The organism is Microvirga sp. Mcv34 (assembly GCF_024519725.1).
Classification (GTDB): domain Bacteria; phylum Pseudomonadota; class Alphaproteobacteria; order Rhizobiales; family Beijerinckiaceae; genus Microvirga.
This window is the reverse complement of sequence record NZ_JALJRK010000023.1, coordinates 20,445-46,190: the sequence shown is the minus strand read 5'-3', so window position 1 is coordinate 46,190 and position 25,746 is coordinate 20,445. Positions and strand designations below refer to the sequence as shown.

29 protein-coding genes and 1 tRNA gene are annotated in these 25,746 nt (G+C 64.8%); 15 read left to right on the top strand and 15 right to left on the bottom strand.

All coding sequences use genetic code 11. The annotated features are described in order from the left end of the window. Positions 1 to 36: 36 nt before the first annotated feature. Complete coding sequence (locus OC446_RS13945; RefSeq protein WP_262029628.1) at positions 37 to 1,011, bottom strand: cytochrome c oxidase assembly protein; 975 nt, start codon at positions 1,009 to 1,011, stop codon at positions 37 to 39. An 85-nt stretch (positions 1,012 to 1,096) separates the two neighbouring features. Continuing rightward, on the bottom strand, positions 1,097 to 1,756 hold the full coding sequence (locus OC446_RS13940) for a transglutaminase-like cysteine peptidase (RefSeq protein WP_262029627.1): 660 nt from the start codon (positions 1,754 to 1,756) through the stop codon (positions 1,097 to 1,099). A 1,214-nt stretch (positions 1,757 to 2,970) separates the two neighbouring features. On the opposite strand from OC446_RS13940, the gene OC446_RS13935 reads away from it, so the two are divergent. The 5 genes from OC446_RS13935 to rpsU all read left to right on the top strand — a co-directional run bounded on the left by OC446_RS13935 (position 2,971) and on the right by rpsU (position 4,488). Then, positions 2,971 to 3,180, top strand: coding sequence for a cold-shock protein (locus tag OC446_RS13935; RefSeq protein WP_114943546.1), 210 nt, complete (start codon positions 2,971 to 2,973; stop codon positions 3,178 to 3,180). Positions 3,181 to 3,263: 83 nt separating this feature from the next. Next, positions 3,264 to 3,485 (top strand): hypothetical protein, encoded by a 222-nt coding sequence (locus OC446_RS13930; protein ID WP_262029626.1) that lies wholly within the window; start codon positions 3,264 to 3,266, stop codon positions 3,483 to 3,485. Positions 3,486 to 3,530: 45 nt separating this feature from the next. Beyond that, positions 3,531 to 3,878, top strand: a complete 348-nt coding sequence (locus OC446_RS13925) for a DUF6481 family protein (protein WP_262029625.1) — start codon at positions 3,531 to 3,533, stop codon at positions 3,876 to 3,878. Positions 3,879 to 3,921: 43 nt separating this feature from the next. After that, the gene (locus OC446_RS13920; RefSeq protein WP_262029624.1) at positions 3,922 to 4,116 is read left to right on the top strand and encodes a hypothetical protein; all 195 of its coding nucleotides are present in this window, start codon (positions 3,922 to 3,924) and stop codon (positions 4,114 to 4,116) included. Between the two features lie 69 nt (positions 4,117 to 4,185). Further along, positions 4,186 to 4,488 carry a 30S ribosomal protein S21 gene (gene rpsU / locus OC446_RS13915; RefSeq protein ID WP_262029623.1) on the top strand — a complete coding sequence of 101 codons (303 nt, stop codon included), beginning with the start codon at positions 4,186 to 4,188 and terminating at the stop codon, positions 4,486 to 4,488. A gap of 280 nt (positions 4,489 to 4,768) precedes the next feature. Here the strand turns inward: rpsU and OC446_RS13910 are convergent. Then, positions 4,769 to 4,853: transfer RNA gene (locus tag OC446_RS13910), tRNA-Leu, on the bottom strand. Between the two features lie 179 nt (positions 4,854 to 5,032). Between OC446_RS13910 and OC446_RS13905 the strand changes: the two genes are divergently transcribed. Beyond that, entirely contained in the window at positions 5,033 to 6,139 is a 1,107-nt protein-coding gene (locus tag OC446_RS13905; protein WP_262029622.1) for a complex I NDUFA9 subunit family protein, read from the top strand. 48 nt (positions 6,140 to 6,187) lie between these two features. On the opposite strand, the gene OC446_RS13900 is transcribed toward OC446_RS13905, so the two are convergent. Continuing rightward, a complete protein-coding gene (locus OC446_RS13900; RefSeq protein ID WP_262029621.1) occupies positions 6,188 to 6,919 on the bottom strand; it encodes a sulfate transporter family protein in 732 nt (243 codons plus the stop codon). A gap of 98 nt (positions 6,920 to 7,017) precedes the next feature. On the opposite strand from OC446_RS13900, the gene OC446_RS13895 reads away from it, so the two are divergent. Then, positions 7,018 to 8,271, top strand: coding sequence for a flavin monoamine oxidase family protein (locus tag OC446_RS13895; protein ID WP_262029662.1), 1,254 nt, complete (start codon positions 7,018 to 7,020; stop codon positions 8,269 to 8,271). Positions 8,272 to 8,275: 4 nt separating this feature from the next. Here the strand turns inward: OC446_RS13895 and OC446_RS13890 are convergent, their stop codons facing one another. The 3 genes from OC446_RS13890 to OC446_RS13880 form a co-directional block, all read right to left on the bottom strand. After that, positions 8,276 to 8,554 carry a hypothetical protein gene (locus OC446_RS13890; RefSeq protein ID WP_262029620.1) on the bottom strand — a complete coding sequence of 93 codons (279 nt, stop codon included), beginning with the start codon at positions 8,552 to 8,554 and terminating at the stop codon, positions 8,276 to 8,278. A gap of 105 nt (positions 8,555 to 8,659) precedes the next feature. Beyond that, positions 8,660 to 9,385 (bottom strand): Crp/Fnr family transcriptional regulator, encoded by a 726-nt coding sequence (locus OC446_RS13885; protein WP_410055073.1) that lies wholly within the window; start codon positions 9,383 to 9,385, stop codon positions 8,660 to 8,662. Between the two features lie 265 nt (positions 9,386 to 9,650). Continuing rightward, positions 9,651 to 10,643 (bottom strand): 2-hydroxyacid dehydrogenase, encoded by a 993-nt coding sequence (locus OC446_RS13880; RefSeq protein ID WP_262029618.1) that lies wholly within the window; start codon positions 10,641 to 10,643, stop codon positions 9,651 to 9,653. A gap of 164 nt (positions 10,644 to 10,807) precedes the next feature. On the opposite strand from OC446_RS13880, the gene OC446_RS13875 reads away from it, so the two are divergent. Together OC446_RS13875 and OC446_RS13870 are read left to right on the top strand one after the other, a co-directional pair. Next, on the top strand, positions 10,808 to 11,341 hold the full coding sequence (locus OC446_RS13875) for an SH3 domain-containing protein (protein WP_262029617.1): 534 nt from the start codon (positions 10,808 to 10,810) through the stop codon (positions 11,339 to 11,341). A 73-nt stretch (positions 11,342 to 11,414) separates the two neighbouring features. Next, entirely contained in the window at positions 11,415 to 11,564 is a 150-nt protein-coding gene (locus OC446_RS13870; RefSeq protein ID WP_262029616.1) for a DUF3096 domain-containing protein, read from the top strand. Here the strand turns inward: OC446_RS13870 and OC446_RS13865 are convergent, their stop codons facing one another. Both OC446_RS13865 and irrA read right to left on the bottom strand, forming a co-directional pair. Then, positions 11,565 to 12,437, bottom strand: a complete 873-nt coding sequence (locus OC446_RS13865) for an EamA family transporter (RefSeq protein ID WP_262029615.1) — start codon at positions 12,435 to 12,437, stop codon at positions 11,565 to 11,567. A gap of 48 nt (positions 12,438 to 12,485) precedes the next feature. Further along, entirely contained in the window at positions 12,486 to 12,956 is a 471-nt protein-coding gene (irrA, locus tag OC446_RS13860) for an iron response transcriptional regulator IrrA (RefSeq protein ID WP_262029614.1), read from the bottom strand. Positions 12,957 to 13,185: 229 nt separating this feature from the next. On the opposite strand from irrA, the gene fabA reads away from it, so the two are divergent. The 3 genes from fabA (at position 13,186) to fabI (ending at position 16,134) form a co-directional block, all read left to right on the top strand. Continuing rightward, positions 13,186 to 13,707, top strand: a complete 522-nt coding sequence (gene fabA, locus OC446_RS13855; protein WP_262029613.1) for a 3-hydroxyacyl-[acyl-carrier-protein] dehydratase FabA — start codon at positions 13,186 to 13,188, stop codon at positions 13,705 to 13,707. 214 nt (positions 13,708 to 13,921) lie between these two features. Then, positions 13,922 to 15,145: a beta-ketoacyl-ACP synthase I gene (gene fabB / locus OC446_RS13850; RefSeq protein ID WP_262029612.1), complete on the top strand. Its 1,224-nt coding sequence runs from the start codon at positions 13,922 to 13,924 to the stop codon at positions 15,143 to 15,145. A gap of 158 nt (positions 15,146 to 15,303) precedes the next feature. Further along, positions 15,304 to 16,134 (top strand): enoyl-ACP reductase FabI, encoded by an 831-nt coding sequence (fabI, locus tag OC446_RS13845; protein WP_315986505.1) that lies wholly within the window; start codon positions 15,304 to 15,306, stop codon positions 16,132 to 16,134. Between the two features lie 454 nt (positions 16,135 to 16,588). On the opposite strand, the gene OC446_RS13840 is transcribed toward fabI, so the two are convergent. Both OC446_RS13840 and OC446_RS13835 read right to left on the bottom strand, forming a co-directional pair. Then, positions 16,589 to 17,839 (bottom strand): calcium-binding protein, encoded by a 1,251-nt coding sequence (locus OC446_RS13840; protein ID WP_262029611.1) that lies wholly within the window; start codon positions 17,837 to 17,839, stop codon positions 16,589 to 16,591. Continuing rightward, positions 17,745 to 18,467, bottom strand: coding sequence for a hypothetical protein (locus OC446_RS13835; RefSeq protein WP_262029663.1), 723 nt, complete (start codon positions 18,465 to 18,467; stop codon positions 17,745 to 17,747). Before OC446_RS13835 ends, OC446_RS13840 begins: the two co-directional genes overlap by 95 nt. A 460-nt stretch (positions 18,468 to 18,927) precedes the next feature. Between OC446_RS13835 and OC446_RS13830 the strand changes: the two genes are divergently transcribed. Continuing rightward, positions 18,928 to 21,504 carry a GGDEF domain-containing phosphodiesterase gene (locus OC446_RS13830; RefSeq protein WP_262029610.1) on the top strand — a complete coding sequence of 859 codons (2,577 nt, stop codon included), beginning with the start codon at positions 18,928 to 18,930 and terminating at the stop codon, positions 21,502 to 21,504. A gap of 127 nt (positions 21,505 to 21,631) precedes the next feature. Next, positions 21,632 to 22,258, top strand: coding sequence for a thioredoxin domain-containing protein (locus OC446_RS13825; RefSeq protein ID WP_262029609.1), 627 nt, complete (start codon positions 21,632 to 21,634; stop codon positions 22,256 to 22,258). A 3-nt stretch (positions 22,259 to 22,261) separates the two neighbouring features. Here the strand turns inward: OC446_RS13825 and OC446_RS13820 are convergent, their stop codons facing one another. Then, complete coding sequence (locus OC446_RS13820) at positions 22,262 to 23,605, bottom strand: adenylate/guanylate cyclase domain-containing protein (RefSeq protein WP_262029608.1); 1,344 nt, start codon at positions 23,603 to 23,605, stop codon at positions 22,262 to 22,264. A gap of 136 nt (positions 23,606 to 23,741) precedes the next feature. On the opposite strand from OC446_RS13820, the gene OC446_RS13815 reads away from it, so the two are divergent. Continuing rightward, a complete protein-coding gene (locus OC446_RS13815; RefSeq protein WP_262029607.1) occupies positions 23,742 to 24,230 on the top strand; it encodes a YaiI/YqxD family protein in 489 nt (162 codons plus the stop codon). On the opposite strand, the gene OC446_RS13810 is transcribed toward OC446_RS13815, so the two are convergent. From OC446_RS13810 to OC446_RS13800, 3 genes are read right to left on the bottom strand one after another with little or no spacing between them, the layout of a single operon-like run. Then, complete coding sequence (locus OC446_RS13810; RefSeq protein ID WP_262029606.1) at positions 24,196 to 24,774, bottom strand: DsbE family thiol:disulfide interchange protein; 579 nt, start codon at positions 24,772 to 24,774, stop codon at positions 24,196 to 24,198. The genes OC446_RS13815 and OC446_RS13810 overlap by 35 nt on opposite strands. Next, the gene (ccmD, locus tag OC446_RS13805; protein ID WP_262029605.1) at positions 24,767 to 24,922 is read right to left on the bottom strand and encodes a heme exporter protein CcmD; all 156 of its coding nucleotides are present in this window, start codon (positions 24,920 to 24,922) and stop codon (positions 24,767 to 24,769) included. The genes OC446_RS13810 and ccmD overlap by 8 nt, the downstream gene beginning before the upstream one ends. Positions 24,923 to 24,925: 3 nt before the next feature. Continuing rightward, complete coding sequence (locus OC446_RS13800; RefSeq protein WP_040638305.1) at positions 24,926 to 25,666, bottom strand: heme ABC transporter permease; 741 nt, start codon at positions 25,664 to 25,666, stop codon at positions 24,926 to 24,928. Between the last annotated feature and the right edge of the window lie 80 nt (positions 25,667 to 25,746).

The window sequence follows — 25,746 nt, the reverse complement described above, 5'->3', positions numbered from 1 at the left end:
TGCGCCAAAACAAAACCTGAGAGCATCGGAACGCGGTTACTCGACTCCGGTCGAAGCCGCTGCGGGGTCGGCGGCTCGGCTGGAGCCGGTGATGAGCCGACCCATGATCACGAGGGCGGTGGCGAAATAGACTCCGCCCATGGGGATCCACATGATCAAGCCGGCGAGCCTCTGGTCGTCGATGGGCAGAAGACCCCAGGCCGCGCCGCGCAGCGCCATCAGCGGGTACCAGACCTGGGGGGAGAGGGCGAGGAGCAAGCCGAGAACGGCGGTGTGCAGGAAAGTGAAGAAGAGGAGCGCGGCGGCCAGTCCGGAGCCTGGCCCCGGTATCCTGTAGGTTTCCAGGATCACGTGCCAGAACAGCAGGCTGACGGCCAGCAGCACCGCGACCATCAGCACGTGCAGGCCGGCATCCATGAGCGCGCCCTGGTAGAGTGCCGGCACATGCCAGAACCAGATATTCGCGCCGTAGAGCACGAAGCTGGCGAGCAGATAGGCATAAGGCTGCGACGCCGCCCTATCCGTCCGCATGGCCTCGAGGGTCATGCGAAGACGCTCCGGCAAGGCGGCGATCAGGACGCGGCCAGGACGGCTCAGGGCCAGGAGCAGCGGCGCGCCGGCGACGAGCAGGACGTGCTGAACCATGTGCGCCCAGGCGAGGGTCGAGGCCATCCGGCAAAGGGGTGAGACCAGCGCGACCACCAGGCATGCCATGCCGGCGACGAAAAGAACCCGCTGCGTCAGGGGCGGCCGAATATCCGAGTACAGGACGTGCAGCCCGCGGCCATAGAGGGTCGCGACGAGGAGCAACGGCAGGACGATCACGGGCGCGAGGCTCCACGAGGCCCAGAGCTGCTCCGGTCGCGTCTCGGGAAGCGTCGCAAGGCATAAGGTCAGCAGCCCGAATGGCAGATCAGCTTCCGCCGCCGACGCGGATCCGGCCCACACGAGGAAGGCCCCGGCGCCATAAAGACCGAAGCGCATCGATGCCTTCACCCAGAACCCGGACATATGCCCCTCCCGAACAAGCTCCGCAGTGACAACTGCGTCCGGGCGGCTTTGTTCTCTCGGGTGGTTTGCCTTGCGCCGAAAGGTCTTATTGGTTCGCCGTCATGGTCGGCGACACCTGGCCGCCGAGCGAGGCCCAGGCCATGCTACGGTCGCCCTCGCGCTTGATGTAGGTGTAGCCCGTCCGATGCCAGGGCAGGACTGCATTGCGCTTGTTGTCGAGGATGAAATCGCCCCGGTTGGTGCGCACCATCATGACCGCATGGCCCGCGCCCTCCTCATCGATCACGACGGTCATGCGCAGCGCACGGCGGGGAAAGCCGGCCTCGACCAGGCGCTTGCGCTTGACGAGCTGGTAATCCTCGCAATCGCCGTAGCCGTCCTCGGCGAAGTCCCAGACGTCCTCGACGCCCCAGTGGTCTATGTCGGTCTTGGGCTTGATGGCCGCATTGACCTGCTGGTTGATGCGGACGATGGTCTGCCATTCCTTGGCGCCCAGCTGAATGGTCGCGGGCTCGGACTGATCGACCGTGCACTCCTCCGGGTACTGCTCGCAGAACCGAATCCAGCCCAGGATCGGCTTGGCCACGCCCACCTGGGCGACGGGCTGCGAGGAACCCGGCAGGATGCTGCCGGTTTGGGCCTGTGCGGCGGCCGTGACGTTCAGGGCGATGGAGAGGGCGGCAAGACGGAGCGTGCTTGTGGAAAAAAGCCGGATGCTCAGAAGCCCGAAGAGAGGTTGCCGCATTGCCCCCACCGATGTGCCGTTAAGGAATTGTTCATCTTTATTGGCACAGCGCGGATGGCGAATTCAAGGCAAGAGTTAAACAAAGGTTAACAGGCCGCGGCGGATTTCGTTCCGGCCGGTAGCCGCCCGAAAATGGCCCCGATGTCGCAGGGGCTTAAAGGGTTTATGCGCAGTTCGTGGGGATTTGAGGGCGTCAGCGGCCCGGACCGCCGCCTGCGCGATGACTGAGACAAATCGACTGGCTTATGCCGATGCGAATATGGTCCTGACGCCCGGGGCAGCCCGATGAGCCGGCTTCGACGGGCGGGCTCTCCTTGGCGGGACACAGTGATCGGTCATCTCTGCCGGAGAAGGCCCGACACTTGTATGCGACTGGCCGGCGCTCTCACGAGGCGAGCCATCGCGATGTTAAAGCATCGGACGTGAATGCAATCTCGCGCCCGATGCTCTCCGTTTTGGGCTTTTGCGTCGGTCCCCGCTAAACCGGTTCCCGATTTTTCGCTCGATGGCTCAGCCGATCTGCTCGAGAACGATCGCCCGGATCTCTTCGCGGGTGAGCGTGGTCTGCTGCGGCCGCCAGGTCGGGAGAGAGCTGTGCGGCTGTTTCTTCGGCAAGGGCTGGGACAGCATCTTTACCGGTTTCGTATGGCGTATCGTATACATGAATTCCCTGGGCGGCTTCAGCCCCAGGCTGTGCCGCTGTTGTTGATGACGTCGGATGCGGAGCAAAACGACAGATCCGCCGCGTGAGTTACAGGCGGCGACCAAACTTCAAAGGTGCGGAAAGCGGGCTCGGCGCTCGATCATGAGCTTCAGAGAGCAGGCCGAACGTATCGGTTGGATAAAAGTAATATGGATCATTCTTCGCATATTCGCAAGGACGAATAAAAATAATGATGAGAATGCGAAATGATGACCCTTGAGAGAGCGAAGCCCGCCGGCACCCCGACCGCCCGAAAAACTTTCTAAATTCATTCCATTCCAGGCCAGGCCCCCGCGTAACCTGGAGCGTGACTTTGTCGATGCGCCTTGTATTCGCCGCAAGGAGGCCTTAGATAGAGCTCATCGACATTTGGCCGGACAATCGGGCCGTTACGCCTTGGCCTTCCAGGCGCACGTTCAGACACTCTTCCCAAACATCGACGAACCCGAGTGTGGGCGTGCTTCCGCATGCCCCGTGCTCACGTGCATACAAGCCTACCAAGGATATTCCCATGATTTCGGGCACCGTGAAGTTCTACAACGATCAAAAAGGCTTCGGCTTCATCCAGCCGGACGACGGCAGCAAGGACGTGTTCGTCCACGCCACCGCGCTCGAGCGCGCCGGCATCCGCGGCCTGCGCGAAGGCCAGAAGGTGTCCTTCGACACCGCTGAGGACCGTCGCTCCGGCAAGGTCGCCGTCAATAACATCCAGGCGGACTGAGAATGGTGCGGCGCACGCTCTAAGAGCCGCGTCCGGAGCCGCTCCCCGGCGGAGCGGCTTTTTCTTTCAACACGCCATGATCCATGGCCAGAACGGGTGCTGAAGCGATGTATACGTTTCGAAAATCTCCCGCCAAATCGGTGATGTTCGTCGTCGATTACGATGATGCGCGCCGAGCCTATCTCTGGATCGATAATCCGGAAAAAGCGTCCGACGCACGCTTCGTCGAAGTCATGGCGCGAACCCGACAGGAACAGGGAACTCTTCCTGAAGGAAACATCACGAGCATTCGGCGCGTCCGATGACGTTATCGGACGGGCTTGGCGGATTCCATAAGATCGACAGGTGACATGAAGCACAAAGATTTCGGCGAGCGACTGCAGGTTTCCCAGAGCGCGAAGCAGGCCATGGTGGCGAAGTTCCATCAGCGCCCCCGGCCGGACGACCCGGCGGTTTCCGAACGGCGCGCCGCGAGAGCGGCCGTAAGCGCGGCACGCGATGTCCGCGTGGCCGAACGGGAAGCGCAGCGCGTGGCAGAGGAGGCCCGTATCGCCCAGGTGCGTGAAGCTCAAGCGGCCGACAGGGCCGAACAGGAGCGACACGCTGCGGCCGAAAAGGAAGCGGACGATGCCCGGCAAGAGGCTGAGCGCAAGGCGGCCCGCGATGCTCGTTATGCCGCTCGCAAGGCGCGGAAGTAACGACGTCCGATCCCGATTATCCAGATCGCAAGGAGATTGACTGATGTCTCACAAGTTCAAGATCCGACAGATGGTTCGCTTGGCTCAGCCGGGTTTCTCCGACGCTCGAGCGGGTGCCGCCAGTCTTTACGAGGTGACGCGGCTCATGCCGGCCGACCAGACCGGGGAGGTCTCCTACCGCATCAAGTCAGGAACGATCGAAAGAGCCGTCCGTGAGAGCGAGATCCGCGGCGCTTAACTCTTCCGGATCAACCCGCCAGTCTCCGCCGCAGCGGAACGAAACCAACACACAGAGAAGGGACATCCATTGCAAGTTTTAGTGCGCGACAACAATGTCGATCAGGCCCTGAGAGTCCTCAAGAAGAAGATGCAGCGCGAAGGCATCTTTCGCGAGATGAAGGCCCGCAAGTCCTACGAGAAGCCTTCCGAGCGTAAGACGCGCGAGAAGGCCGAAGCCGTCCGCCGGAGCCGCAAGCTGGCCCGCAAGCAGGCGATCCGGGAGGGTTTGATCGCGGCTCCCAAGCCGAAGCCCCGCTTCTCCGGACCGCGCAAGTCGATCGCGGCCCCCACCGCGGCCCCGCACGCTGCAACGGCAGAGACGAAGGCCTAGCAAAAGCAGAGCCTCAGAGACGAGGCCTCGGAAGCAGGAGGCGCGGAATCGATTCGGCGCCCCTGCAACATCAGGCTCAAGGCATGCCAGCGCCTGCGCTCATCGGTTTCGCCGGAATCTGCCGGCAACACCGTCGCTCAGGGCGATGCATTCGAACGTTGGATTGAGGATCACGAGACCGAGATGCCCCTGCAGGCGTCTCCAGCGTCTCAGTGCAAAAGGCCTAAAGCTCTTGAACTCCCTCAGATCGCTGCGCGAGTTCCGCGCTTTGAGGGAAAGATGGTGCCCAGGAGAGGACTCGAACCTCCACGGTGTTACCCGCTGCTACCTGAAAGCAGTGCGTCTACCAATTCCGCCACCTGGGCATGCCTCGTCGGCGAGGCTTCGTTTACGGTGCTTCTCGGGGTTCGTCAATCACTGAAAATGCGACCGATGCGCTTTCTTGGCGTTGCACCTCTTCACAGGGGAGCGGCGTTTGACTAGAGACATCTTCGCATTTCACACCCAAGCTCCATGCTAGCCCTTAGCCGGGCAGGAGAGTTTCATGATCGGTGCCCTTCGCACGCCTGAGCAGCAAACCGTCACCGTTTTCGGCGGATCGGGCTTTCTCGGCCGTTACGTGGTGAGCCGCCTGGCCGAGCGCGGCTATCGCGTTCTCGTGCCGACCCGCCAGCCGAACCTCGCGAACTTCCTGCCCCTCGGCAAGGTCGGGCAGATCAACCCGATCCACGCCAACCTGCGCAACGAGGCTTCGGTCGCCCATGCGGTGGCCCGGGCGGACCATGTGGTCAACCTCGTGGGCATCCTGCAGGAAACCGGCCGCCAGCGCTTCGACACGCTCCAGGCCAAGGCCCCGGCGATGATCGCGCGGCTCGCCAGGAAGGCCGTATCCTTCACCCATGTCTCGGCCATCGGGGCGGACGCCAATTCCGAGTCGGCTTATGCGCGCTCCAAGGCCGAGGGCGAGGCCGCCCTGCTCCAGGAGCGGCCAGATGCGGTGATCCTGCGCCCCTCCCTCATGTTCGGGCCGGGCGACAGCTCCTTCAACCGCTTCGGAACGCTCGCGCGCATGCTCCCCGTGGTGCCGCTGCCGGGCGCCGAGACCCGGTTCCAGCCGGTCTATGCGGGCGATGTGGCCGAGGCGGTCGTCCGCGCCGTGGACGGCGCGGTGCCGGGCGGCCGGGTCTATGAGCTCGGCGGACCCGAGATCCGCACCATGCGCCAGATGATGGAATTCGTCCTCGCGGTCACCGAACGCAACCGCCCCATCGTGCCCCTGCCCGGCAACCTGGCCCGGACCGTGGGCGGCGTCCTGGGAACGCTCGACTGGCTGACCCTCGGCCTGATCCCTGACGAGCTCGTCACCACCCGCGACCAGGCGATCCTGCTGGAGACGGACAACGTGGTCTCGGAGAGCGCCGTCCGCGAGGGCCGGACGCTCCAGGGCCTCGGCCTCACGCCCACCACCATCGAGGCGATCGTCCCGAGCTACCTCCTGCGCTTCCGCAGAACCGGCCAGTTCGACCTCAAGCGCAATGCGCCGCCGAGCAACACGCCGGACCTGCTCGCGCCCCGTTCGGGGGGCGCCGGCTCTGACTTCCACCCGGAGCGGGCCCCCGGTCCGGCCGTCGGCCAGTCGTCGAGCCGCTAAGCGGCACAAGAAGGGGAACTGGGCGGGGCGGAGCCTAAAGGCCGCCCCTCAGGCCTTCTCGATCGAAACCGCACCGTCGCGGCGCAGCGGCAACGGCTCCGTCCGATTGCGCGTGAGTCTCTTGTGCAGGTGAACCATCAGGGCCGCGCCGAAGATCGGCGTGATCAGGTTCAGCACCGGCACGAGCACCAGGGCCGCTACCACGGCCCCGGCCGCCAGCACCGTTCCCCGATACTCCGTGCGCAGGCGCACCACGTCTTCGGCCGGCCAGAAGCGGCCCGCCGCCAGCTCGAAATATTCCCGGCCCAGCAGATAGGCGTTGGCGATGAAGAACACGCCGATATTGATCCCCGGAATGAAGAACAGGAGCAGGGCCACAAGGTTCACCAGCAGGGACAGGCCCGCGAAGCGGAGGCCATAGATGAGCGATTGGCCGAAAGGCAGAGCCCGGCCGGGCGGATCGGCCGGGTAGTTGTCCCGCTCCACCACCTCGGCCACGTCGTCGAGGAAGTAGCCCGCCACGATGGCGGAAATCGCCGGCAGCAGATAGACCATGACGACGAAGAGGCCGAAGCCCGCGAGGAAGAATGCGAAGCTGTCGATGATCGGATAGGTGGCGCTCAGGTGGTGATCGCTCAGGAAGAGGTCGAACAGCTTGGTCAGGCCGAGCCAGACCAGGACGAGCAGTGCGATCGTCAATCCAATCGATTTCCAGAGAATACGCCGCAGGGCCGGCGAGAAAACCTCGCGGGCCGCCGCGAAAACCGATTGGATCAGCATCTGTCGTCGGGTCCTTGCTCAGCATCCCTTGATGCGGGAAGCGGACCTTACTTATGAACGATCGCGCCGCAAAGCGAGGGGTGGAGAACGCCGTGCCGATGGATCAGGAAATCTCGACGAACTGGACCGAGAATCCCGATGTGGCGATCGTCGGCGCGGGAAGCGCCGGGATCGCGGCGGCGCGTCGCCTCCTGGCGTCGGGTCTGACCGTGATGGTGTTGGAAGCGCGCCACCGGATCGGCGGGCGCACGGTCACGCGCCGCTTCAAGGGCCATCCGGTCGATCTCGGCGCCCATTGGCTTCATGCCGGTCCGATCAATCCTCTCGTGAAGCTCGGGCGCTTGCGCGGCGAGCCCCTGCGTCGGGCGCCGGTGAACGGGCATTTCTTCGTCCGCGGCCGGCCGGGCACCGCAACCGAGCGGGCGGCTCTCGACCGCGCCTTCGACAGGGCCGACCGGGCCATGACCCAGGCGGCCAAGGCCCGGGAGGACCAGCCTGCCGCCGACGTGCTGCCGCCGATGGGACCGCAGGGGCGGCGGGTGGCGGCCATCCACGGCCTCGTGTCGGGCCGACCCCTCGACGAGGTGAGCCTGCACGATTTCCCGAGCATGGAATATTCGGACAACCTGTTCATCGCCGGCGGGCTCGGCGCTTATGTCGGCCGCCTCGCCCACCATCTGCCCGTGCGGCTCGGCACAGCCGTCCATGGCGTCGATTGGTCCGGCGAGGGCGTGAGACTCGAAACGTCGGCCGGAACGCTCAGAGCCAGGACTGTCATCGTCACCGCGCCCATGGCGGTACTGCAGCGGGAGGCCATCCGCTTCGCGCCCGCCCTGCCCCACCCCGTCGCGGAAGCGATCAACGGCTTCACGCAGGGCGTCTACGAGCATGTGATCCTGCACTGGCCGGATTCGCCCTTCCGCGGCGCGGACCGGCTGGCGAGCCTCACCGGAACGCACCGGCAGCCGCCGGGGCTCCTGACGCGGATCGACGGCACGCCGTTCCACTTCTTCGAGCTCGACCAGCCTACCGCTTCCTCCTTCGACCGGCGGGACGCCCACGCCCCTTACCGCTATGCCCGCGCGGTGCTGGCGGAGCAGTTCGGCCATCGGGCGATCCGCCACCTCGCGGCCATGCACGGCACCGCCTGGCGGCACGATCCCTGGTCGCGCGCCTCCTGGGCCGTGGTGCCGCCGGGGCTTTATGCCATCCGGGACAGCCTGAAGGCTTCCGTCGGGGAGCGGATCTGGTTTGCCGGCGAGGCGCTCTCGCGGGCCCAATGGGGCACGGCCGGAGGAGCCTGGGAGGAAGGCGAAAGGGCAGCCGGCGAGATCGCCGCCCAGCTGCGCTGAGGTTTCAGGACCGGGTCAGTCCGGTATCCAGCTGGCTGCGCACCCAGGTCACGGCATCGTCGAGGGTGGCGAGAACGGGCGGTGTCGTGCTCATCAGGCCGCTGCAGGGGCCGAACCCCGCTTCCAGGAACCAGCCGCCGGCCCGATCCGGCCCGCCGACGGTTTCCTCGGGCGTCACCCAGGTGAAGACCGCGACCAGCTGCCCGTCCGCGAGAACGAGCTGTCCTTCATGCCTGCCGCCATCCGCCAGAACGGGCATTTCGTGGAGAGTAATGTCGCTCATCGTCCATCCCAGAGCTGTTGCCACTGACGCGGAATCATCGCTCGTCTTTGCGTTGCTGAATGTTTGATGGTGAAACGGTTCCACTTCACCGAAAATGCTCCAGGATCAGGGTTGCCGATCCTCGTTCTGAAGGCTGAGATAGGTCGAGGTGAACTCCCCCACCTTCTTCAACCGTTCCCAGTCGAGAATGGTCAACGCATCACCCTGGAAACGGATCAATCCTTCCTTGCGCAGTTCCTGCAGCACGCGGTTCACGTGGACGGTCGACAAGCCGAGCGTGTCGCCGAGTTCCGCCTGCGTGATGGGGAGCTGGATCGTGTCGCCCTCGACGCGGCCGATCGCCTTCAGGCGAAGATACAATTCGCAGATGAGGTGCGCCATGTGGGCCGTCGCTGACAAGCGGCCCATGGCGGTGAGCCATTCCCGGTGCACGGCGCCGTCGATCAGCGTGTTGAGCCAGAGCAGACGGGTGAGATGGGGATATTCGTCCGTGATCCGCTCAAGCGTCGCATGCGGAACGAGGGCTATGCGGCAATTGGTGAGCGCCAGCACGCCGTGGTCCATCGTCTTCAGGAGAAAGCTGTGCAGGTCGATGAAGTCGCCCGCCACATGGATGGCCGAGATCTGCCGCCGGCCGTTCGAGACGATTTTGTAGCGGGCCGCGAAGCCTTCCAGGAGCAGCGAACTATCCGTGGGGCGGTCGCCCTCGCGGATGATGTCCTCGTCGGCGTCGACGATGCGGATCCGAGCGATGGCATTGTCGAGAGCCCTCTTCTCGTCATCGGAGAGCCGGCCGTATTTCTCGAGTTTCAGGATCAGGGAATTGGTCATCAAGGCCATGGGGGTAAGGACACTCCTGTTCTGGCCAAACTCCTTTCGCAGCCGCACTCACATATGTTTATGCTCAAGATGGATTTTGGTTGCGCCGGTTTCCGACCCACATCTTCCCCCGGCCGACGGGCCGCTCCATCGCTCACGCAGGAAAGCGGCCGAGGGCCGCCCCTGGCATGTCGCCCGGCCTCTCGGGAAATTCTCCGGGAGCATGGGACCTCCGCGTCGTTCGCAGCAGGACGCCGCCCTCCGACCCGAAGGCCCTTCAAAGCATGCTGGGCAGCACGCGGTCCGGCGGCTTGTGGCCATCGACGAAGGCCCGGATGTTGACGACGACCTTCTCGCCCATGGCCACGCGCCCCTCGTGGGTGGCGGAGCCCATATGCGGCAGCAGCACCACCTTGCCCTGCTTGGCGAGGCGCACGAGGCGCGGATTGACCGCCGGCTCCTCCTCGAACACGTCGAGGCCGGCTCCCGCGATGGCGCCGGCTTCGATGAGCTTGGTGAGCGCGCCCTCGTCGATGATCTCTCCGCGGGCGGTGTTCACCAGGATGGCATCGGGCTTCATGAGCTTGAGGCGCCGCGCCGAGAGCAGGTGATAGGTAGCCGGGGTGTGCGGGCAGTTCACGGACACGATGTCCATGCGGGCCAGCATCTGGTCGAGGGATTCCCAGTAGGTCGCCTCGAGCTCCGCCTCGATCTTCGGCGGGACATGGCGCCGGTTGTGGTAGTGGATCGACAGGCCGAAGGCCTTGGCGCGCCGGGCGAGCGCCTGGCCGATGCGCCCCATGCCGACGATGCCGAGGCGCTTTCCGGTGATGCGCCGGCCCAGCATCCAGGTCGGCGCCCAGCCGGTCCAGTTGCCCTCCGGGATCACGCGCGCACCTTCCGGGATGCGCCGGGCGACGGCCAGGATCAGCGCCATGGTCATGTCGGCCGTATCCTCGGTCAGCACCCCGGGCGTGTTGGTGACGGTGATCCCCCGGGCTACCGCGGCCGGCACGTCGATATTGTCGACGCCGTTGCCGAAATTGGCGATGAGCTTCAGGTTGGGGCCGGCCTGCTCCAGAACGGACGCGTTGATCTCGTCCGTGATGGTCGGCACGAGCACGTCCGCCGTCTTGACGGCCTCGGCCAGTTCCTCGGGCGAGAGGGGCTTGTCCTCGAGGTTGAGACGCGTGTCGAACAATTCGCGCAGGCGCGTCTCGATCACGTCGGGCAGGCGGCGGGTGACTACGACGACAGGTCTCTTCTTCATCGACTTCAAGCGTCCCCGGCACTGAAAACCCGCGAAGTTCAGAGAGTTTCACGCTCTCTTAACCCTGCTTCGGCGATCAAAGGTGACGACGCGCCGCGTGGCGGTCTCCGTCAAGCTTCTCTACCAGAGCCTCAACCCAAGACAAAGTCACTATCGGGGGAACCATGCGCAAGATCGCCCTTGCCCTTGCTCTTGTCAGCCTGAGCGCCGCGGCGGCCGTCGCCCAGCAGCCCCCGGGCGGCCGTCTCGGCACGGGCCTGCCGGTGCCGCGCTATGTGAGCCTCAAGACCGACCGGGTGAACCTGCGCGAGGGGCCCTCCAAGGACCACAGGACCGCCTGGGTGTTCCAGCGGGCCGGACTGCCGGTGGAGATCATCGCCGAATACGAGACCTGGCGGCGCATTCGCGATTCGGAAGGCACGGAAGGCTGGGTTCTCCATTCCCTGCTGTCGGGCCGTCGCACGGCGCTCGTGATGCCCTGGGCCAAGGGCAATCAGCCCCCGATCAGCCTGTTCGACCGGGCCGACGAGAAGGGCGGCGTGGCTGCCCACCTGCAGCCGGGCGTGATCACCAACATCAAGGGCTGCGACGGCAAATGGTGCCGCGTGGTGATCGTGCTCGACGGCGCCCGGGACGTGGACGGCTATATCCAGCAGGAAAAGCTCTGGGGCGTCTATCCCAACGAGACCGTCGAATAGGCCTTTTGCGATTTATCAAGCTTTCGAGCCCTAAAAGGAAACACCGTTTCCTTTCTTCCGAAGACACGCCCTCATGACGCTCTCCCTCAGCCTGAAGAACATCCTCCCGATCCTCGCCCTGGTGCTCGGGATCGCGTCGATCGTCGCCCCGCGTTTCCTCAACATTTTCGTCGCGATCTTCCTGATCGCCTACGCGCTGGTCGGGTTCGGGCTGTTCCGTTGATCAGGCCGCCCGTCTCAGGAGCCGCCGCCCGAAGACGTTGAAGGCGAGGCCGAGGACGATCACCGCCCCGCCGATGGCCTCGATCGGGTGCATGGCCTCGCCGAGGATGAGGGCAGAGCCCAGGATTCCCGCGACGGGAACAAACAGGGCGAACGGCGTCACCGTGGCGGCCGGGTGGCGGGACAGGAGATAGGCCCAGATTCCGAAAGCGAAGATCGTCGTCGGATAGGCGAGATAGGCCACCGCCGCCACGGTGTTCCCGTCGATATGCTTGAGCGCATCGAAGACCTGGGCCGGCCCATCGAGCCAGAGCGACAGCCCGAACAGCGGCAGGGGCGCGACGAGGCTCGACCAGACGATGAAACTCAACATGTCGACCCGCCCGGCCCGCTTCGAGACGATGTTCGCCACGCCCCAGGCGGCGGCGGCCAGCACGGTCATGAGGAAGGGAACGGCACCGCCGCCGGTCATGCGCGGCCAGGCGATGAGAACGAGGCCGGAGCTCGCCACGATGCCGCCGATCACCTGGTGCGGTCCGGGACGCTCGCCCATGACCAGAGCGGCAAACAGAATCGTGAAGAAGACCTGGGCCTGCATGACCACGGAGGCGAGGCTTGCCGGCATGCCCAGGCTGATGGCCGCGAACAGCAGCCCGAACTGGGCGATGCCGAGGAAAAAGCCGTAAGCGACGACGATTCGCCAGTCGGTCTTGGGCTTGGCCACGAAGAACACGGCCGGCAGGGCGGCGAAGAGGAAGCGGAGCGCCGCCAGCAGGAGCGGCGGCATGGTGCCGACGCCCAGCTTGATGACGACGAAGCTCAGGCCCCAGATGGCCGTGACGAGAAGAGCGACGAGGCTATGGCTGAGCGGCATCTGTTACGGACCGGAAGCCGCTTTTCCAGACAGGAGGGAGGCGGTCGTTCAAACGCCTTTACGGCGAAGGCGCACGATGACCTCGACGCCGGCCACTTCCATGCCGGCGGGAGGTTCGGGCAGGTCGGCCACGCTCACGGCTGCGGTCTCGGGCATGTCGACGAGCTCGCCCTCCTCCTCCAGGAAGAAGTGGTGATGCTCGGTCGGGTTGGTGTCGAAATAGGCCTTGGCGCCGTCCACCGACAGCTGGCGCAGGAGGCCCGCTTCCGTGAACTGGTGCAGGGTGTTGTAGACGGTCGCCAGCGAGACCGGGACGCGGGCCCGGGACGCCTCGTCGAAGAGCAGTTCAGCCGTGATGTGCCGGTCGCCCTTGCCGAACAGGAGCCAGCCCAGGGACACGCGCTGCCGGGTCGGGCGCAGGCCCACGCGACGCAGCTTGTCCCGCAGCTCGGACACGGGACAACCCTTCCGATGCGGAGCGGTGGTGGACTCGATATAGGCGGACAATGGATCGGTCATCGGCGGAACTGAATGAACGGATGGGCGCTTCTACCATCACAATCATAGGAAAGCGAGAGGTTAACCGCAAGGCTGCCCGGGGCTGCGGCATCGGTTCCCGAAAGGCGAAGAATCCCGGCTCAGGTCCCTTTGATGGATCGCCAAGCCTGTGCTACCAGAGCCCGCACCCAGGTCCCGAGACCGTCTCGAGGCCGCTTTTGAAGACGCGATGAAAGGATCGGCATCCGGAATGGCCCGCCAGTCCAGCTTTACCTATGAAGAGCTCCTTGCCTGCGGGCGCGGAGAATTGTTCGGTCACGGCAACGCGCAATTGCCGCTCCCGCCCATGCTGATGTTCGACCGCATCACCTCCATTGGCGAGGATGGCGGCGCCTATGGCAAGGGCCATGTGCTGGCGGAACTCGACGTGCGGCCGGATCTCTGGTTCTTCCCCTGCCATTTCCAGGGCGACCCGGTGATGCCGGGCTGCCTGGGCCTGGACGCCCTCTGGCAGATGACGGGCTTCTTCCTCGGCTGGGGCGGTTCGCCCGGCCGCGGCCGGGCGCTCGGCGTCGGCGAGGTGAAATTCTCCGACCAGGTGCTGCCGACGGTCAAGAAAGTTGTCTACGGCGTCGATCTCAAGCGCGTCTTCCGCTCGAAGCTGGTGCTCGGCATCGCCGACGGCTGGCTGGAGGCCGACGGGCGCCGGATCTACGAGGCCAAGGACATGCGCGTCGGCCTGTTTCAGGCGGATGCGGCCGCAGGCGGCTAGTTTTTCGGGTGCTGACCAAAGGTCAGCACCTGTCCCATCCTATTGACAAAGCGTATTCTTTTTTAAAGAACCGACCCTGCCGCGAAGCGGCGGGGCCTTCCTTGGGATCACGCTTTCATCCCATTCGCATGGCTCAGTGTTGAGAATGAGCAGGATCGACCTTACGTGTTGAACCGCCAAGGCAGACAGTGAAGATCCTTTGAAGAGGTAGGCTATGAGGCGCGTCGTCGTCACCGGAATGGGCATCGTGTCGTCCATCGGCAACAACACGCAGGAGGTGCTTGCCTCTCTGCGCGAAGCGAAGTCCGGGATCAGCAAGGCCGAAGATTACACGAAATACGGCTTCCGCTGCCAGGTTCACGGCGCTCCCAGCCTGAACCCGGAAGAGATCGTCGATCGCCGCGCCATGCGCTTCCACGCCCGGGGCACCGCCTGGAACCACGTGGCCATGGACCAGGCCATCCGGGACGCGGGCTTGGAGGAGAGCGACATCTCCAACGAGCGCACGGGCATCATCATGGGCTCGGGCGGCCCGTCCACCCGGGTGATCGTCGAAGCGGCCGACATCACCCGCGACAAAGGCCCGAAGCGCATCGGCCCCTTCGCCGTGCCGAAGGCGATGTCCTCCACGGCGTCGGCAACCCTCGCGACCTGGTTCAAGATCAAGGGCGTGAACTATTCGATCTCGTCTGCGTGCGCGACCTCGAATCACTGCGTCGGCAATGCCTACGAGATGATCCAGTACGGCAAGCAGGACGTGATGTTCGCCGGCGGCTGCGAGGATCTGGACTGGACCATGTCCAACCTCTTCGACGCCATGGGCGCCATGTCCACCAAGTACAACGACACCCCGACCCGGGCTTCCCGCGCCTATGACGCCAGCCGCGACGGCTTCGTCATCGCCGGCGGCGCAGGCGTGCTGGTGCTGGAGGAGCTGGAGCACGCCAAAGCCCGCGGCGCCCGCATCTATGGGGAGATCGTCGGCTATGGCATGACCTCGGACGGCTACGACATGGTGGCCCCGTCCGGCGAGGGCGCGATCCGCTGCATGCGCATGGCCCTCAAGGACGTCCACAACCCGATCGACTACATCAACCCGCACGCCACCTCGACCCCCGTGGGCGACCAGAAGGAGATCGAGGCGATCCGTCAGGTCTTCGGCTCGGGCGACAAGTGCCCGCCGATCTCTGCGACGAAATCGCTCACCGGCCACTCGCTCGGCGCCACCGGCGTGCAGGAGGCAATCTATTCGCTCCTGATGATGAACAACCGCTTCATCTGCGAAAGCGCCCATATCGACGAGCTCGATCCGGAATTCGCCGACATGAACATCGTCCGCAAGCGCATCGACGATGCCAAGATCGACACCGTCCTGTCGAACTCCTTCGGCTTCGGCGGCACCAATGCCACACTCGTCTTCAGCCGTTACAACGGATAAGACTCTGTCATAAACCTGAGACGGCTCCATGCGATGCCCCGATTCATTCCTGGGGGATTCGCATGGACTCGCTCACCGACACCATTCTTCCGGCTCGCGATGCACACTTTCATAATAATTGGCATCGCACGATGGAGCCGATGCACAGGGGGACCCAAGTGACCGGTCTGATGCAAGGAAAGCGCGGCCTCATCATGGGCGTCGCCAACGACCATTCCATCGCCTGGGGCATCGCCAAGACCCTGGCCCAGCACGGGGCGGAGCTCGCCTTCACCTATCAGGGCGATGCCCTGGGCAAGCGTGTCGCTCCTCTGGCGCAGTCGCTCGGCTCCGAACTCGTTATTCCCTGCGACGTGGAGGATATCGCCTCCGTCGATGCGGTGTTCGAGACCCTCGACAGGACCTGGGACGGCCTCGACTTCGTGGTCCACGCCATCGGCTTCTCCGACAAGTCGCAGCTCAAGGGCTCCTATGTGGACGTCACCACCCGGGAGAACTTTTCCCGCACCATGGTGATCTCCTGCTTCTCCTTCACGGAGATCGCCCAGCGCGCCGCCAGCCGCATGAGGAACGGCGGTTCGCTGCTGACCCTCACCTATGGCGGCTCGACCCGGGTCATGCCGAACTACAACGTGATGGGCGTGGCCAAGGCGGCGCTGGAAGCCTCCATGCGCTACATCGCGTCCGATCTCGGCCCGAAGGGCATCCGCTGCAATGCGATCTCGGCCGGTCCCGTGCGCACGCTCGCCGGCGCCGGCATCTCGGACGCCCGCCTCATGTTCACCTACCAGAAGGCCCATGCCCCCTTGCGGCGCACGGTGACCATCGAGGATATCGGCGGCTCGGCCCTCTACCTGCTCTCCGACCTCTCGAACGGCGTGACCGGCGAGATCCACTACGTGGATTCCGGCTACAACATCATCTCGATGCCGCGCCCCGAGATCCTGAAGGCCCAGGACGCCGCCGGCGTGACGGGCGAAGAGGGCTAGGCTGGATCGACCTTCGACGCATCCATAGGATTGCGCAGGCGCGGTGATCGAAGCTGAGGACGTGGGCGGCCGCCGGGCGTACCAAGTCGAACGGTATCACCGCATCGGCTCCCAGCGCGACGACGCAGTGGCGCAACGCATTACTGGCCTGGACCTTGTCGGCAAGGACGCGTCTGGCCGTCGAGAGGGTGGGCGCCTGCAAGATATCGCCTCGCTGGCCGGCGCATGAGCAGCCGCAACGGACGCCCTCGACCGGACCGAGACCCGATGCGTGGATCGTTCCCCGCTATACCGATTTTGTGGGACGAGAGCTGTTTCCACAGACGTGGAAACAGCTCTCGTCTTTGATGTGTCGCGTTTTTCCGTCGAGATCACCGGCACTGGTCCCCGGAACAAGTCCGGGGGTGATGACGGTGGAGGCCCGGGCGGACGCCTGAAGCGTGGTCGCGCGGCGTCAGACGACGAACAAATCGAGGTTGGTGAGCTTGAGGTTCTTGGCCAGCGTGGCGAACTGGATCGCCTCCTTGGCGCCATTGCCGTCGGCATCGTAGGAGAGCGCGCCGGTCTTCTTGTTGTAGATCACCCGATCGTCCCGATCATGCGCCGCGCTGCCGATGAAGAACTCGCCCTTCTTGAGCACGCCCTTCTTGGTGATCTTGGAAAACACGCTCTTGGCCAGGTGGATGGTGTCGTCGGCCACGACGAAGTCGAGGACCTTGTCCAGGTTCTGCTTCTTGTTCAGCTTGTTCGTCTTCGCCAGCTTGGCGTCGAACACGAAGATGTCCTTGCCCGCACCGCCATCCAGCGTGTCCTTACCGGCCCCGCCGGAGAGCGTATCGTCGCCGCCATTGCCCCGGATGACGTCGTTGCCGCCCTTGCCGTTCAGGATTTCGCTTTTGTCTCCGCCGATGAGAACGTCCGGTCCATCGGTGCTGTCGTCCTGCACGTCGTTGGTCACGTTGATCGTGATGGCCTGCGTCGCCCCGACACCGTCCTCGGAATCCGTCGCCTTGACGTAAACGGAAACAGATTTCTGTCCGGCTGGAAGCGCCTCGTAATCGAGGCTGCGTCCTGGCGCGAGCTTGAGCCGGCCGCCCTCGATCACGAACAGCCCGCCTGCATTGCCGCCGCCCGGGGCGGAGGGGTCGAAGGAGAAAGTGAGGTCTCCGGCAGGCGTCAGGTCGTCGGTCGCGGACAGAAGGCCGGAGAAGGCAGTATTCTCCGCGACGGTGAGGCTCGTCGCCGAATCGAGAGTCACTGAACCGGGTGCCTCATTATCCTCCCTGATGACGGTCACGGTTGAGACCGACTTGCGGCCGCCGGGGTCTGACACCGCAATTTCGACCTGCAAAGTCTCCCGCAAAATCTCGTAAGTATAATAAGTCAGCGCCTGGAGAAGGGTTTGCACCCGCTCCGGCGTGGCGTCAGCATTCAGCGAGATGGACAACTGGCCATAGCCTGCGCCTGAGTTGAGCCCTCCGATGTCCTTCCATATGTTCGCCTCTTTGATGGAGATCCGACTTCCGGGCCGCAGTCTGTCGGAAAGGGCGATGGAGCCGCCTGTGAGGTCGATCCCTATGATATCGTTGGCCTCTTGCCGGGTCTTGATCCTAACGCTGATCTGGGAGGGTGTCGGATCGTCGTCGGTCAGCGTCACGGGCGCGCCGGCGTCGAGCCGAACGAAGCTGGCCAAAAAGGGAAGCAACGACCCGGTCTCCGTCGAGATTGGCCACAACCGGAGCCTTGTTCTCTGTCGTGACGCCTCCGGCGGTGATCTTGTCGACACCCCGGGCATGAAGCTGGTTGCGTTCGTCGTTCGTGAGCGTTCCCTGAGTCAGGATCAGGTGATCGTTCTGTGCTTGAGAGCCCCGCATCAATTTGGCAGTGTCTACATTGTCGACCTTAACGGTCGCTCCATCGGTGTTGACCTCGATCGAACTAAATCCTGTGACGATCTTTCCGGTCAGGTCGATCATGGTTCCTTGAAGGTTCAGCGAATCAAAACCGTATTGGCTGCCACCGCCGTTGATGACCTTGACGTCCTGAAGTTGCCCGCCATCAAGGGTGATGAGATCGTCTCTATCCGAGCCCAGGATGGTTTCGATGCCTGTGAAATCGATCCACGAAAGTTGGATACCGCTTCTTCCATTTCCATCGGACCAGTACCCGAGCTGCAGCGTGTCGTTTCCGGCGCCGCCAGTGAGTCTGTCACCGACGTTGAGGGTGCCGTAGACGGCTACGAACGTGTCATCCTCGGCCGTTCCAGTGATGTTATCGAGGATATCGTCACTATTGGTCAGGTTGAAGGTGCTGCCGGCGAGGGTTTGAGTCATGCAAGGCTCGGTTGGTGAGATGGAGGGGAAAGGTCAGTCCATACTACATTTTATGTTATTACAAAACAATAGACCCAGTACGGAAAGTAAGCCCCCTTCACGACAATGCAGGCTCGTCGACGAACTGCTCCCGGGATGGCGCTTCAGCGATCGAGCAGCAGGTGACAGTTGTCGCCCGAAATGTCGTGAGGCGTCCGTGAGAGCCGTAGCTCTCGCAGGGTCGCAATGCCGGAGCACCTGAGCTCCGCGCCTTTGCTTAACCTTATCAATAAAGCATCAATAAAAACGATCTTGTGGCGTTCTCTGAAAAGCTGCCTTAGTCCATTCCTCCTAATGGACAGTCATACCAATCTAGGCCAAGAATTCATTCGATATTCGCGGCATTTCGGTTTGCTGTATGCGTTGGAACGAGGACGTTGGTTTCACTTCCGCCCATGAGTTAATTCGCGAGGATTTGCTCATGACGAAGAGGAATGGACCGACAACTCATGACAGTCTGTATCATTACGCTTTCACCCTAAGCCGTCAGATCCCCTGGCTGGCCGATGCCTCCGGCAAGGTCGTCGAGGTGGGGCCCGGTTGGCGCGAATGGATCGGCCAGCCGCCCGAGGCGCTGGTGGGCAACGGCTGGGTCAAGCTGGTTCACCCGGACGACCTGCCCCGCCTGGTCGAGGCGAGGCGCGAAAGCATCGCGGCCGGCGCACCCTATCAATGTGAATACCGGATCAGGATGGCGGACGGCAGCTATCGCTGGTGCCGGTCGAGTTCGGCGGCCCGGCGCGACGAGACCGGCTCCGTCGCGTTCTGGTACGGGACGACGGAAGACATTCACGACCGGAAGGAAGCGGAACTCGCCCTGCAGGGCCATGCCGATGTGCTGGAAATGGTTGCTGCCGGCCAGCCTATCGGCGAGATCCTGTCCGCGCTCTGCGGGCTGGCGGAAGTCCAGCTCCCCGGCGCCCGGTGCTCGGTCCTGCTGTACGATGCCGAGACCGGTCTGCTCCGTCACGGTGCCGCGCCAAGCCTCCCGCCCGCCTACAATGCGGCGATCGACGGCCTGGAAGTCGGGCCGAACGTGGGTTCGTGCGGAACCGCCGTTTACCTGCGCGACAGCGTCATCGTATCCGATATCGCATCGGATCCCTTCTGGGCTCACTGGCGCGATCTCGCCCTGGCCCACGGCCTGCGGGCCTGCTGGTCGACGCCGATCTTCTCGCGGTCCGGTGAAGTGCTCGGTACCTTCGGGTTCTATTATGGCGAGTCCCGGGCTCCGAGCAGCGACGAGATGGAGCGCATGGAGGCGGTGCTGCATCTGGCGGTCCTGGTACTCGAGCGGCAGCGCAGCGACGTGGCTCTGCGGGAGAGCGAGGAGCATCACCGCCATTCCGTCGAGCTCAATCCGCAGATCTCGTGGACGGCGGATCCGCAGGGCAATCTCCTCGACATTTCCTCGCGCTGGCGCGACCTGACCGGCATGGACCTGCGGGAGGCGCTGGGTTTCGGCTGGAGCCGAGCCCTGCATCCCGATGACGCGCCCACCTCCCTGAGCCGCTGGTCCCGGGCGGTCGAGGCCGGTGAAGGGCTGGATATGGATTACCGCCTGCGCATGGTGGACGGGACCTATCGCTGGTTCCGCTCCCGGGCCGCTCCCCGGCGGAGCAGAGACGGAGCCATCATCCGCTGGTACGGGGCGGTCGAGGACATCCACGACCGCAAGCTCACGGAGGAGACCCTCCGCTGGGCCGCCCACCACGACGACCTCACGGGTCTCGCCAACCGCAGGCTGTTCCGCGAACGTCTTCAGGAGGCCCTCGCCCCCGCGCCCGGCTCCTCCCGGGTCACGGGCCTGCTGGTCATGGACCTCGATCACCTCAAGCAGATCAACGACCGGTTCGGCCACGATGCCGGCGACGCTCTCTTGAGGGAGTTCGCGCAGCGGCTGCGCCATGCGGCGCGCCCTGGCGACACCGTCGCCCGGCTGGGCGGCGACGAGTTCGCCGTGCTTCTGCCCGAGATCGCGGGCGAATGGGACGTCGCCGCCATGGCGCAAACCATCCTGACCCGCATGCAGGAGCCTCTGAAACGCAACGGCAAGCTCCTGGACTGCCGCACGAGCATCGGCGGGACCGTTTCGGCTGGTCTCGCCATGAGCTCGGAAGAGCTTCAGAAGCAGGCCGATCTGGCGCTCTACCGCAGCAAGACCTCCGGACGCGGCTCGTTCAGGATGTTCGTCACGACCATGCGGGAGGAATCGCAGCGCACCGCGTCAGCCCTGGAGGTGGCGGCCCGCGCGGTGGCGTCCGACTGGATCGTGCCGTTCTACCAGCCCAAGGTGACGCTCGCCACGGGCGCGCTCGCCGGGTTCGAGGCACTTCTGCGCTGGCATCACCCCCGGGGCGGAATCCAGTCGCCCGAGACGATCGCTCCCGCCTTCAACGACACCGAGCTCGGAACGGCCATCGGCGAGCGCATGCGGTCCTGCATCCTCAGGGATATCCGCGCCTGGCTCGATGCCGGCCTCACCTTCGGCCGCATCGCCATCAATGCCTCGGCAGCCGAGTTCCGGCGCGACAACTATGCCGAGCGCGTCCTCGAAGACCTGAGATGGATGAACGTGCCGGCCCAGTGCCTGGAAGTGGAAGTGACCGAGAGCGTTTTTCTCGGCTCCGGCGCCGAATACGTCGAGCGGGCGCTGCGCACCCTGTGCGCAGAGGGCGTGACGATCGCGCTCGATGATTTCGGCACCGGCTATGCCTCCCTGTCGCATCTCAAGCGCTATCCGGTCGATGCCATCAAGATCGACCGCAGCTTCGTCGCCGGCCTGGAAACGGACGCGGACGACGCCGCCATCGTCAGGGCGCTCCTGAATCTCGGTCGTAACCTCGGCATCGAGGTGGTGGCGGAAGGCGTCGAGAACGCTTTTCAGGCCACCCTCCTGCAGCGCATGAGCTGCGACCTCGTTCAGGGATACCATTTCGGCCGCCCCATGCCGCCCGGCGACGTGCCGCCCTTCATCACGTCGTGGACCGGCGTGTGAGAGCCTTGCGCGGCACGCTATCGCCGCGAGAGGACCACCTTTCACGAGTCCGCGAGAAAATGAACCTTGGCCTTGCCATCGCCATGTTCGACCGGCACGAGGATCTCACCTTACGAGAGTATTGTTCATGATCCTGTCCCGCCGCGTTCTTCTCGCCGGTCTCGCCCTGTCCGGCACGAAAGCTCCCGCCTTTGCGCAATCCGCGCCGGAGCCGCAGATGATCCCGGTGGAGCTGATCGACAACACCCTGAACCTTCCTTCGATCGTGCGCATCGGCCACCCGCACGGCGACGTGATCATGGTGGAGTACTTCGACTACAACTGCCCCTGGTGCAAACGGTCGGCGCAGAGCCTGCCCGACCTGCTGAAGGCGGAGCCAGAGCTGTCCTACATGCTGGTGAACTTCGCCGTGCTGAGCCCGCAATCGGTCGCGGCGACGCGCGCGGCCCTGGCCTTTCTGCAGCTCTACGGGCCCGAGCGATACCTGCCCCTGCACCTCGCCCTGTTCGCCCTGCGCGGCACGGTCGACGGCGAGCGGGCGCTGGCGGCAGCGGAGAAGCTCGGCGGCGACCGGGCGCGCATGACCGAGATCGCCAACAGCGACAAGACCACCGGCTGGATGAAGGAAGCCTTCGCGACCGGCAGCGATCTCGGCCTCGTGGCGACGCCCTCCTTCTTGATCGGGACGGAAGCTTATGTCGGCGGCATGAGCCTGGAGCAGAAGCGCGAGGCCATCGCGCGGGCGAGAGGGTGAGCCTCACCCGACCGGCTTCATCAGCACCATCCTGCGCGTGACCCCCGGCAGGGGTTCGCACTCGACCTCGGTCCAGCTTTCCTCCTCGCCGGCCGCCGCCACGGTTTCCTGCGAGGCGAGAAGTTCGCAATCGGCCGACTTCGTAGCCTGCTCGATGCGCGACGCGATGTTGACCGTCTCGCCGACCACGGTGAATTCAAGCCGGCTCTCGTCCCCCACCACGCCGCAGAACACATCGCCCGTGTGGATGCCGATGCCGATGCGCACCGGCGGGTTGAAGCCGCGCTTGGCGTTCCAGCGGTCGATCAGGGTCAGGAGGGTGCGGCCGCAGGCGAGCGCCCGGCGCGCATCGTCGTCCCGGGCGCCCGGCACGCCGAAAAGGATGAGAGCCCCGTCGCCCGTGAACTTGTCGATGACGCCGCCATGCCGGGAGGCCGCCCGCAGGACACGGCGGCGGAACGACGTGATGAAAACCGCGAGCTGCGCCGGCTCCATGGTTTCGCCGAAGGTGGTCGAAGCGCGGATGTCGACGAAGAGCAGGGTCACCGGAATGCGCCGCCCCTGGCGCAGGGATGCGAAGGCCTGGTCGGTCAGGATCGGCGCCAGCTCCCGCGGCAGGTAGCGGGTGAGCGTCACACGTAGGGTCGTCTCGCGCACGGCCCGCTCCAGCATGAGGCGTCCCTGGCGCGCCACCAGGATCAGGATCAGGGCGGCGGCGAACACCATGACGATGCGGACCATGTTGGCTTGGGCCGAGAACACGCCGACGATCTCCGCCAGATCCTCCTGGCGGTCGGCCGGGCTCAGGTACCCGCTGCCGAAGGCAAGCAGCGAGAGGCCGATCACATAGATGGCCGCCACGAAGGCCTGGAGCCGGGGCTGGTAGTGAATGGCCGCCGCCGCCATGGTGATGGGCACGACCCAGGCGACCGGAAACACCGAGAAGAGGCTGCCGGGAATGCCGAGACCCCAATGGGTGTAGCCGAGGTTGCCGAGGACCAGGCAGGCGTCGACCACGGCCGTGATGACCGGCAGCTTCTCGATGCCGATGCGCCTGGACGCGAGCCAGGCGCCGCCCCAGCCGAGCGCTCCGAAGAGGATCAGCGTGAGCTCGGCGGCCCAGATCTGCCGGAGGGCGATGGGATTGGTGAGCTCGACGCCCGACGTGGTGACCAGGACGGCCACGAGCAGCAGCCCGGCCGTGACCATGCGCGCGAGCCCGGCGCGCTGAAGCGCGCCCGTATCGGCCTCCCGGATCAGCCGGTGCGTGGCATCGCTCAAGGAGGGAGACGTTCGCAGCCTGTCGATCAGGCCCAGGGCGGCGCGGATACGGGATCGGGGAGTCACGGGTTTCTTTCTGCTCTCCAGGTTGGATATGGTCCGGTCGACACGTGACTCAAAGCCCTTTACGGAAAGCTTACGCACCACGACCAGCCGGAGAGATCCTGGCGGCATCCCCGCATCCCACAGGAATATATGGCCGATGAACGAAATGGTCCAACCGATCGTGATTTACGTGGATGCGGATGCCTGCCCGGTGAAGCCGGAGATCTACCGGGTCGCCGAGCGGCACGGCGTCAAGGTGTTCGTGGTGTCGAACGCCTTCCTGCAAGTGCCTCAGAATCCGCTGATCGAACGCATCGTGGTCAGCTCGGGCTTCGATGCGGCCGATGACTGGATCGCCGAGCGCGCCCGGCGCGGCGCCATCGTGATCACCGCCGACATCCCGCTCGCGAGCCGCTGCGTGAAGGCCGGCGCCGACGTGATTGGCCCCACCGGAAAGCCGTTCTCGGAATCCTCCGTCGGCATGGCGCTCGCCACCCGCAACCTGATGGAAGACCTGCGCGCCATGGGCGAGGTGACGGCTGGACCGAGGCCGTTTTCGCAAAAGGACCGCTCGGCCTTTCTCTCGGCCCTGGACGTGGCGATCAACCGGCTCAAGCGCGCGGGATTTGGCGCAGCTTCTCCCTGAACGCCTCGAAATTCTCCGGCGTCAGCGGGCCGATATGCTTGTACCGGATCGTGCCGTCCGGGCCGACGATGAAGGTTTCGGGCACGCCGTAGACGCCCCAGTCGATGGACGCGCGGCCGTTGGGATCGATGCCGACGGCCGCATAGGGATTGCCCAGCGCGCCGAGGAAGCGGCGGGCGTTGTCCGGATTGTCCTTCTGGTTGATGCCGACTACCCGGATCGACGGATCCTTGGCGAGATCGACCAGCAGCGGATGCTCCTGGCGGCAGGGGGCGCACCAGGACGCCCAGACATTCACCACCGTCACGCGACCCTTGAGATCATCGTTCGAGAAGCCCGGCACCGGCTGGCCGTTGGCCAGCAGGCCTTCGAGCGGCGCGAGACTGAAGGTCGGCACGGGCTTGTTGATCAGAACCGAGGGCACCTCGGCGGGATTTCGTCCCGAGATCAGCTGCACGCCGAAGAGCACCACCAGGGCGCCGAAGACGAGCGCGGGCAAAAGGAAGATCAGGCGGGAGCGTGGACGCTCGGCGGCTTCAGCCACGGCGGGACCTCCGTCCGACGCCGCGCGATTCGAGCTCGGCCAGCGCGCGAACCTGGATGCGGTGGTCGATCACCGCGCGCAGGACCAATCCGGCGATGACCAGCCCCGTCAGGATGTAGGAGAATGCGATGAAGAACGTGTGCGACATCGGTCAGGCGGCCTGTGCGTCGAGGCGCTCGGCCTCGAGGATGGTGAGCGTGCGCACCCGGCGGCGCAGGATCTCCGTGCGCATGCCGGAGAGATGCAGCGCCACGCCGACCAGCGTGAAGGCGACGGCCATGACTAGGAGCGGCACGAGCATGGAGGAATGGATCGTCGGCCCGCCGAGGCGGAACACGGAGGCCGGCTGGTGCAGGGTGTTCCACCAATCGACGGAGAATTTCACGATCGGCACGTTCACCGCGCCCACGAGGGTGAGGATCGACACGGCCCGGGCGGCCCGGTTCGGCTCCTCGATGGCGCGCCAGAGCGCCAGGATGCCGAGATAGATGAGCAGCATCACCAGCATGGAGGTCAGCCGCGCGTCCCATTGCCAATAGGTGCCCCACATGGGCTTGCCCCAGAGCGAACCGGTGACGAGGCAGATCAGCGTGAAGGCCGCCCCGATGGGCGCCGCCGCCTTCTGCGACACGTCGGCCAATGGGTGCCGCCACACGAGGGTGCCCAGCGCGGAGCTGGCCATGATCATGTAGAAGAACAGGGACAGCCACGCGGCCGGCACGTGGATATACATGATCTTGACCGTCTCGCCCTGCTGGTAATCGGCCGGGGCCGTGAACCAGACCATGTAGAGCCCGACAGCCATGACGAGCGCGGCCAAGCCTCCCACCCACGGCAGGAGCGTGCCGCTGAGGCTCATGAAGCGGGTCGGATTGGCAAGCTCACGGATCATGGGTTCGATGTAGCGGTCTTGAATTGCACCTGCAACGGAGACATCGCCGCAAGCCGTATAACGTTTTCGCCAGAATGGGG

Bases quoted from the DNA above. Each gene is read 5' to 3' on its own strand.
- OC446_RS13945 (WP_262029628.1), bottom strand. From the start codon at position 1,011: ATGTCCGGGTTCTGGGTGAAGGCATCGATGCGCTTCGGTCTTTATGGC.
- OC446_RS13940 (WP_262029627.1), bottom strand. From the start codon at position 1,756: ATGCGGCAACCTCTCTTCGGGCTTCTGAGCATCCGGCTTTTTTCCACA.
- OC446_RS13935 (WP_114943546.1), top strand. From the start codon at position 2,971: ATGATTTCGGGCACCGTGAAGTTCTACAACGATCAAAAAGGCTTCGGC.
- OC446_RS13930 (WP_262029626.1), top strand. From the start codon at position 3,264: ATGGCCAGAACGGGTGCTGAAGCGATGTATACGTTTCGAAAATCTCCC.
- OC446_RS13925 (WP_262029625.1), top strand. From the start codon at position 3,531: ATGAAGCACAAAGATTTCGGCGAGCGACTGCAGGTTTCCCAGAGCGCG.
- OC446_RS13920 (WP_262029624.1), top strand. From the start codon at position 3,922: ATGTCTCACAAGTTCAAGATCCGACAGATGGTTCGCTTGGCTCAGCCG.
- OC446_RS13905 (WP_262029622.1), top strand. From the start codon at position 5,033: ATGATCGGTGCCCTTCGCACGCCTGAGCAGCAAACCGTCACCGTTTTC.
- OC446_RS13900 (WP_262029621.1), bottom strand. From the start codon at position 6,919: ATGCTGATCCAATCGGTTTTCGCGGCGGCCCGCGAGGTTTTCTCGCCG.
- OC446_RS13895 (WP_262029662.1), top strand. From the start codon at position 7,018: ATGGATCAGGAAATCTCGACGAACTGGACCGAGAATCCCGATGTGGCG.
- OC446_RS13890 (WP_262029620.1), bottom strand. From the start codon at position 8,554: ATGAGCGACATTACTCTCCACGAAATGCCCGTTCTGGCGGATGGCGGC.
- OC446_RS13885 (WP_410055073.1), bottom strand. From the start codon at position 9,385: ATGACCAATTCCCTGATCCTGAAACTCGAGAAATACGGCCGGCTCTCC.
- OC446_RS13880 (WP_262029618.1), bottom strand. From the start codon at position 10,643: ATGAAGAAGAGACCTGTCGTCGTAGTCACCCGCCGCCTGCCCGACGTG.
- OC446_RS13875 (WP_262029617.1), top strand. From the start codon at position 10,808: ATGCGCAAGATCGCCCTTGCCCTTGCTCTTGTCAGCCTGAGCGCCGCG.
- OC446_RS13870 (WP_262029616.1), top strand. From the start codon at position 11,415: ATGACGCTCTCCCTCAGCCTGAAGAACATCCTCCCGATCCTCGCCCTG.
- OC446_RS13865 (WP_262029615.1), bottom strand. From the start codon at position 12,437: ATGCCGCTCAGCCATAGCCTCGTCGCTCTTCTCGTCACGGCCATCTGG.
- irrA (WP_262029614.1), bottom strand. From the start codon at position 12,956: ATGACCGATCCATTGTCCGCCTATATCGAGTCCACCACCGCTCCGCAT.
- fabA (WP_262029613.1), top strand. From the start codon at position 13,186: ATGGCCCGCCAGTCCAGCTTTACCTATGAAGAGCTCCTTGCCTGCGGG.
- fabB (WP_262029612.1), top strand. From the start codon at position 13,922: ATGAGGCGCGTCGTCGTCACCGGAATGGGCATCGTGTCGTCCATCGGC.
- OC446_RS13835 (WP_262029663.1), bottom strand. From the start codon at position 18,467: ATGACTCAAACCCTCGCCGGCAGCACCTTCAACCTGACCAATAGTGAC.
- OC446_RS13830 (WP_262029610.1), top strand. From the start codon at position 18,928: ATGACGAAGAGGAATGGACCGACAACTCATGACAGTCTGTATCATTAC.
- OC446_RS13825 (WP_262029609.1), top strand. From the start codon at position 21,632: ATGATCCTGTCCCGCCGCGTTCTTCTCGCCGGTCTCGCCCTGTCCGGC.
- OC446_RS13815 (WP_262029607.1), top strand. From the start codon at position 23,742: ATGAACGAAATGGTCCAACCGATCGTGATTTACGTGGATGCGGATGCC.
- ccmD (WP_262029605.1), bottom strand. From the start codon at position 24,922: ATGTCGCACACGTTCTTCATCGCATTCTCCTACATCCTGACGGGGCTG.
- OC446_RS13800 (WP_040638305.1), bottom strand. From the start codon at position 25,666: ATGATCCGTGAGCTTGCCAATCCGACCCGCTTCATGAGCCTCAGCGGC.